The sequence below is a fragment of the Stenotrophomonas sp. GD03958 genome (assembly GCF_029839005.1).
In the GTDB taxonomy this organism is placed as follows: Bacteria; Pseudomonadota; Gammaproteobacteria; order Xanthomonadales; family Xanthomonadaceae; genus Stenotrophomonas; species Stenotrophomonas hibiscicola.
On record NZ_JAOBZT010000123.1, the window covers coordinates 1 to 5,638 of the forward strand.

A 5,638-nucleotide genomic window follows, 5' to 3' on the forward strand; every position below is an offset into this window, starting at 1 on the left:
CTTGCGCACCGGTGCACCGTTGGCCTTGTAGTACGGCGCGGTGCTGCGCGCCAGCGGGGTGCGGCCGCGGATCACGTCGGCCAGCTTCTCGGCCATCATGATGGTCGGCGCGTTGAGGTTGCCGGTCACCACCTGCGGCATGATCGAGGCATCGACGATGCGCAGGCCTTCCAGCCCGTGCACGCGGCCCTGGCCGTCGACCACCGCCATCGGGTCATCGGCGTGGCCCATCTTGTTCGAGCACGACGGGTGGTAAGCGGTCTCGGCATGTTCGCGGACGAACGCATCGATCTGCGCATCGGTCTGCAGCGCGCTGCCCGGGGAAATCTCGCGGCCGCTGTACGGTGCCAGCGCCGGCTGCGCGAAGATCTCGCGGGTGATGCGGATCGCCGCGCGGAACTCACGCCAGTCCTGCTCGTGCGACATGTAGTTGAACAGGATGCTCGGATGTTCGCGCGGATCCTTCGAACGCACATGGATGCGGCCGCGGCTGGGCGAGCGCATCGAACCGACGTGCATCTGGAAGCTGTGCGCCTTGATCGGGTTGGAGCCGTTGTAATTGATCGCCACCGGCAGGAAGTGGTACTGCAGGTTCGGCCAGTCGAATTCGGCGTCGCTGCGGATGAAGCCGCCGGCCTCGAACTGGTTGCTGGCGCCGATGCCGGTGCCCAGGAACAGCCACTCGGCACCGATCGCCGGCTGGTTGTACAGCTTCAGCGCCGGGGCCAGCGAGACCGGCTTCTTGCACTCGTACTGCAGGTACATCTCAAGGTGGTCCTGCAGGTTGGCGCCGACGCCCGGCAGGTGGTGTACCAGGTCGATGTCCAGGCTGCGCAGCAGGTCGGCCGGGCCCACGCCCGAGCGCTGCAGGATCTGCGGCGAGGCGATGGCGCCGCCGCACAGCAGCACCTCGCGGCGGGCGGTGGCACGCTGTGGCTGGTCGTTGTGCAGCCACTGCACGCCCACCGCACGCTTGCCCGAGAACAGGATGCGGTCGGTCAGCGCGTGGGTGACGATGGTCAGGTTCGGGCGCGGCTTGGCCAGGTCCAGGTAGCCGCGGGCGGTGCTGGAACGACGGCCCTTCGGGGTCACCGTGCGGTCCATCGGGCCGAAGCCTTCCTGCTGGTAGCCGTTGAGGTCGTCGGTGCGCGGATAGCCGGCCTGCACGCCGGCCTCGACCATCGCAGCGAACAGTTCGTTGTTGCCGGCCTTGGGCGTGGTCACGCGCAGCGGGCCGTCGCCACCGTGGTAGTCATTGGGTCCGATGTCGCGGGTTTCGGCCTTGCGGAAATACGGCAGGCAGTCCAGGTAGGTCCAATCCTCCAGGCCCGGCATGCTGGCCCAGTTGTCGTAGTCCATCGCGTTGCCGCGGATGTAGCACATGCCGTTGATCAGCGACGAGCCGCCCAGGCCCTTGCCGCGTCCGCAGTCCATGCGGCGGTTGTTCATGAAGGGCTCCGGATCGGTCTTGTACGCCCAGTTGTAGCGCTTGCCCTGCAGCGGGAAGGCCAGCGCCGCCGGCATCTGGGTACGGAAGTCGAACCGGTAGTCCGGGCCACCGGCTTCCAGCAGCAGCACGCTGACATCGGCATCTTCGGTGAGGCGGGTGGCCAGCACGTTGCCGGCCGAGCCTGCGCCGATGATGATGTAGTCGTACTCGTTATGGGTGCTCATAGGTGTCTCCTGCAGGCCGCGGCGCGCTGCATGCAGGCGTCGCGGCGGAATGTCGGATCGGCGCGGTGGCCGGACGAGGGTGCGCGCTTGCGGCGCGCCGGTCAGAACACGCTGGCGTAGTCGCCCAGCTCGACCTGCACCGACTTGATGCGGGTGTAGTGGCCGAGGGTGGAGATGCCGTTCTCACGGCCGACGCCCGATTCCTTGTAGCCACCGACCGGCATTTCGGCCGGCGATTCACCCCAGGTGTTGATCCAGCAGATGCCGGCTTCCAGGCGGTGGATGATGCGGTGCGCGCGGCTGATGTCCTTGCTGACCACGCCCGCGGCCAGGCCGAAGGTGGTGTCGTTGGCGCGGCGCACCACTTCGTCCTCGTCGTCGTAGGCGAGGATGCTCATCACCGGCCCGAAGATCTCTTCCTTCACGATGGTCATGTCATCGCGGCAATCGGAGAACACGGTCGGCAGCACGTAGGCACCTTGGGCCAGCGCACCTTCGGTGGCACGGCCGCCACCCGTCAGCAGGCGGGCGCCCTCGGCCTTGCCGCTCTCGATGTAGCGCAGCACGTTTTCCATGTGCGGGAAGCTGGTCAGCGGGCCGAAGTTGGTTTCGGCGGCCATCGGGTCGCCGATGCGGATGCGCTTGACGCGCTCGACCACGGCGGCCTCGAAGGCAGCCAGCATGCTGCGCGGCACGAACACGCGGGTGCCGTTGGTGCAGACCTGGCCGGAGCTGAAGAAGTTGGCCATCACCGCGATGTCGGCGGCGCGGTCCAGATCGGCGTCATCGCAGATCACCAGCGGCGACTTGCCGCCCAGCTCCATGGTCACTTCCTTCAGCGACGAGGACGCCGCGCTGGCCATGACCTTCTTGCCGGTGGCGACGCCGCCGGTGAAGGAAATCTTCTCGATCACCGGGTGCTCGGTCAGCCACTGCCCGATCTCGCGGCCCGGGCCCTGCACGACGTTGAACACGCCGGCCGGCACGCCGGCTTCGGTGTAGATTTCGGCCAGCCGGATCGCGGTCAGCGGGGTCACTTCGGACGGCTTGAACACCATCGCGTTGCCTGCGGCAAGGGCCGGGGCCGACTTCCACATGGCAATCTGGATCGGGTAGTTCCAGGCGCCGATGCCGGCGACCACGCCCAGCGGCTCGCGGCGGGTGTAGAAGAAGCTCGATTCGCGCAGCGGCAGCTGGATGCCTTCGATGGCGGTGGCCAGGCCGGCGTAGTACTCGACCACGTCGGCACCGGTGACGATGTCCACGGTGGTGGTTTCGGCCAGCGCCTTGCCGGTGTCCAGAGTCTCCAGCTGGGCCAGTTCGTCGTTGCGCTCGCGCAGGAGCTCGACGGCGCGGCGGAGGATGCGCGAACGCTCCATGGCCGTCATCGCCGCCCACACCTTCTGGCCCTCGGCCGCGCTCTGCACGGCGCGCTCGACGTCGGCCTGGCTGGCGACCTGCACCTCGGCGATCACCTCACCGGTGGCCGGGTTGACGGTCTTGAAGGTCTTGCCGCTGGTGGCATCGACGCGCTGGCCGTGGATGTAGAGCTGTTGGACGGGCAGGGTGGTCATTGGGCGTACTCCTTGGAAGGGGGCGGGTGCTGAAGCGCTTATAGCGCGGCAGCCTGCAACTGGAAGTCGATGTAGCCGTAGGCGATGCGCCGGGACTTGTCGGCGTTGAACTGGCCGCCGACCAGGCTGCCACGCAGCCACAGGCCGTCGATCATCGCGGCCAGGCCACGGGCGGCCAGGCGCGCCTGCGGGTGGGGCAGCAGGCGGTTGAACTGGTGGCACAGGTTGGAGAAAAGCCGCTGGTCGTTGGCGCGCTGCAGCCGGGCCAGTTCCGGCTGGTGCATGCTGGCGGCCCAGAACGTGAGCCAGACGCGCATTGCGGTACCGTTGATCTGGCTGTCGTCGAAGTTGCCATCGACGATGGCACGCAACTGCTCGCGGGGGTCATCGCTGGCCTCGGCGCGGTAGCGGGCGACGGCGTCCTTCAGTTCGCGCAGGATCTGCCGCATTGCAGCATTGAGCAGGCCGTCCTTGTCGCCAAAGTAGTGGGCGACGATGCCGCTGGACAACCCTGCCTTCTTCGCGATGGTGGCGACGGTCGCGTCGGCCATGCCGATCTCGTCGATGGTCTGGAAAGTGGCCCGGATCAGCTGTTCGCGCCGTACCGGTTCCACGCCTTTCTTTGGCATTGTCTCTCCACGGATTGCGACCCGAAGGATCGGCTGCCCGCCATTATGCTTTTTATTGATTGAACGTTCAATCAATAAACCCTAGGATGCGCTCGCGCCCCACGCCATGGGCCCGGTTTACCGGTCCGGCCCCGCCCATGTGCTCCCCCGGACTGATGAGACGATCCCATGTCTTCCCTGGCTCATCCCAAGCGTTCGCCCCTGCGCTTGAACCGTTTTGTCTTTCTCAGCTCCTCGGTGTCGATCGGCATCCTCGGGCTGCTCACCGTTCTCTATCCCGAAGGCAGCGAGCACTGGCTGCAATGGGCGCAGGCCGAGGTTTCGGCCGCGTTCGGCTGGTGGTACATGCTGCTGATCGTGCTGTGCCTGGGCTTCGTGCTGTGGCTGGCGTTCTCGCCTTACGGCCGCATCCGCCTGGGCCACAACGAGGAATCACCGGCCTTCGGCTACGTGGCCTGGGTCTCGATGCTGTTCTCGGCCGGCATCGGCATCGCGCTGCTGTACTACGGCGCCTACGAGCCGCTGGACCACTTCCTCAATCCGCCCGGGCAGCCCGGCGGCACCGTGGCCGCCGGCCGCGAGGCGATGGTGCTGACCTTCCTGCACTGGGGCCTGCACGGCTGGGCGCTGTATGCGCTGGTCGGTGTGGCACTGGGCTACTTCGCCTACCGCCGCGACCTGCCGCTGGCGCTGCGCTCGGCGCTGTACCCGATCTTCGGTGAGCGCATCCATGGCCGCATCGGCGACATGGTGGATGGCTTCGGCATCCTGGCCACGCTGATCTCGATGGTGACCAACCTCGGCATCGGCGCGCTGGTGGTGCAGTCCGGCCTGGTCTACCTGTTCCACATCCCGGATACGCCGCAGGTGCTGGTGGCGATCGTGCTGGTGATGATGGTGGTGGCCACCATCGGCGTGGTTGCAGGCGTGGAAAAGGGCATTGCCTGGCTCTCCAACCTCAACGTGCGCCTGCTGTGCGGCCTGCTGCTGTTCGTGCTGGTCACCGGCCCGACCCTGCACCTGTTCGATGGCTTGATCCAGAACACCGGCGATTACCTCGGTGCGTTCGTGCGCAAGAGTTTCGACATGTACCTCAACGACCCGAAGGGGCGTGAGTGGATGGGCTCGTGGACGCTGTTCTACTGGGCCTGGTGGATCGCCTGGGCGCCGTTCGTCGGCCTTTTCGTGGCGCGCATCTCGCGTGGCCGCACCATCCGCGAAGTGATCATGGGCGTGCTGCTGATCCCGCTCGGCTTCACCCTGGCGTGGCTGTCGATCTTCGGCAACACCGCCATCGACCTGGTGCTCAACCATGGCCAGGCGATCCTGGGTGACGTGGCCCAGCACGATGCGGCGATGACGCTGTTCAAGCTGCTGGAATACCTGCCCGGGGCGCCGTACGTGGCTGGTGCTGCGGTGGTGATTGGTTTCGTGCTGTTCCTGACCCCGGTCGATTCGGGCACGCTGATGATCGCCAACCTGTGTACCCGTCGCGTTGACGATGGCGTGGAAGATGGGCATGACGCGCCGATCTGGCTGCGCGTGTTCTGGGCGGCGGGTATCACCGTGGCCAGCGTTGGCCTGCTGCTGGCCGGCAACTTCAGCGCGATGCAGACGGCGGTGGTGCTGTGCGGCCTGCCGTTCTCGTTCACCCTGGCGTTCTACATGTGGGGCCTGCTGAAGGCGCTGCGCACCGACCCGGACGCACCGCGCCGCTGAGTGCTTCTGTAGAGCCGAGCCCATGCTCGGCTGCTGTCGGCG

4 protein-coding genes are annotated in these 5,638 nt (G+C 66.8%); 1 reads left to right on the forward strand and 3 read right to left on the reverse strand.

Annotation, left to right across the window (positions count from 1 at the left end; translation table 11 throughout):
- The 3 genes from betA to betI all read right to left on the reverse strand — a co-directional run.
- The coding region (betA, locus tag N5C25_RS20075; protein WP_279937754.1) for a choline dehydrogenase at positions 1 to 1,674 on the reverse strand (1,674 nt) is incomplete at its 3' end.
- A 101-nt stretch (positions 1,675 to 1,775) separates the two neighbouring features.
- On the reverse strand, positions 1,776 to 3,248 hold the full coding sequence (gene betB, locus N5C25_RS20080; RefSeq protein ID WP_279937755.1) for a betaine-aldehyde dehydrogenase: 1,473 nt from the start codon (positions 3,246 to 3,248) through the stop codon (positions 1,776 to 1,778).
- A 38-nt stretch (positions 3,249 to 3,286) separates the two neighbouring features.
- Positions 3,287 to 3,877: a transcriptional regulator BetI gene (gene betI, locus N5C25_RS20085; RefSeq protein ID WP_014647011.1), complete on the reverse strand. Its 591-nt coding sequence runs from the start codon at positions 3,875 to 3,877 to the stop codon at positions 3,287 to 3,289.
- Between the two features lie 168 nt (positions 3,878 to 4,045).
- Here betI and N5C25_RS20090 point away from each other — a divergent pair, with 168 nt between their 5' ends.
- Positions 4,046 to 5,596, forward strand: coding sequence for a BCCT family transporter (locus N5C25_RS20090; RefSeq protein ID WP_279937757.1), 1,551 nt, complete (start codon positions 4,046 to 4,048; stop codon positions 5,594 to 5,596).
- Positions 5,597 to 5,638 lie beyond the last annotated feature (42 nt).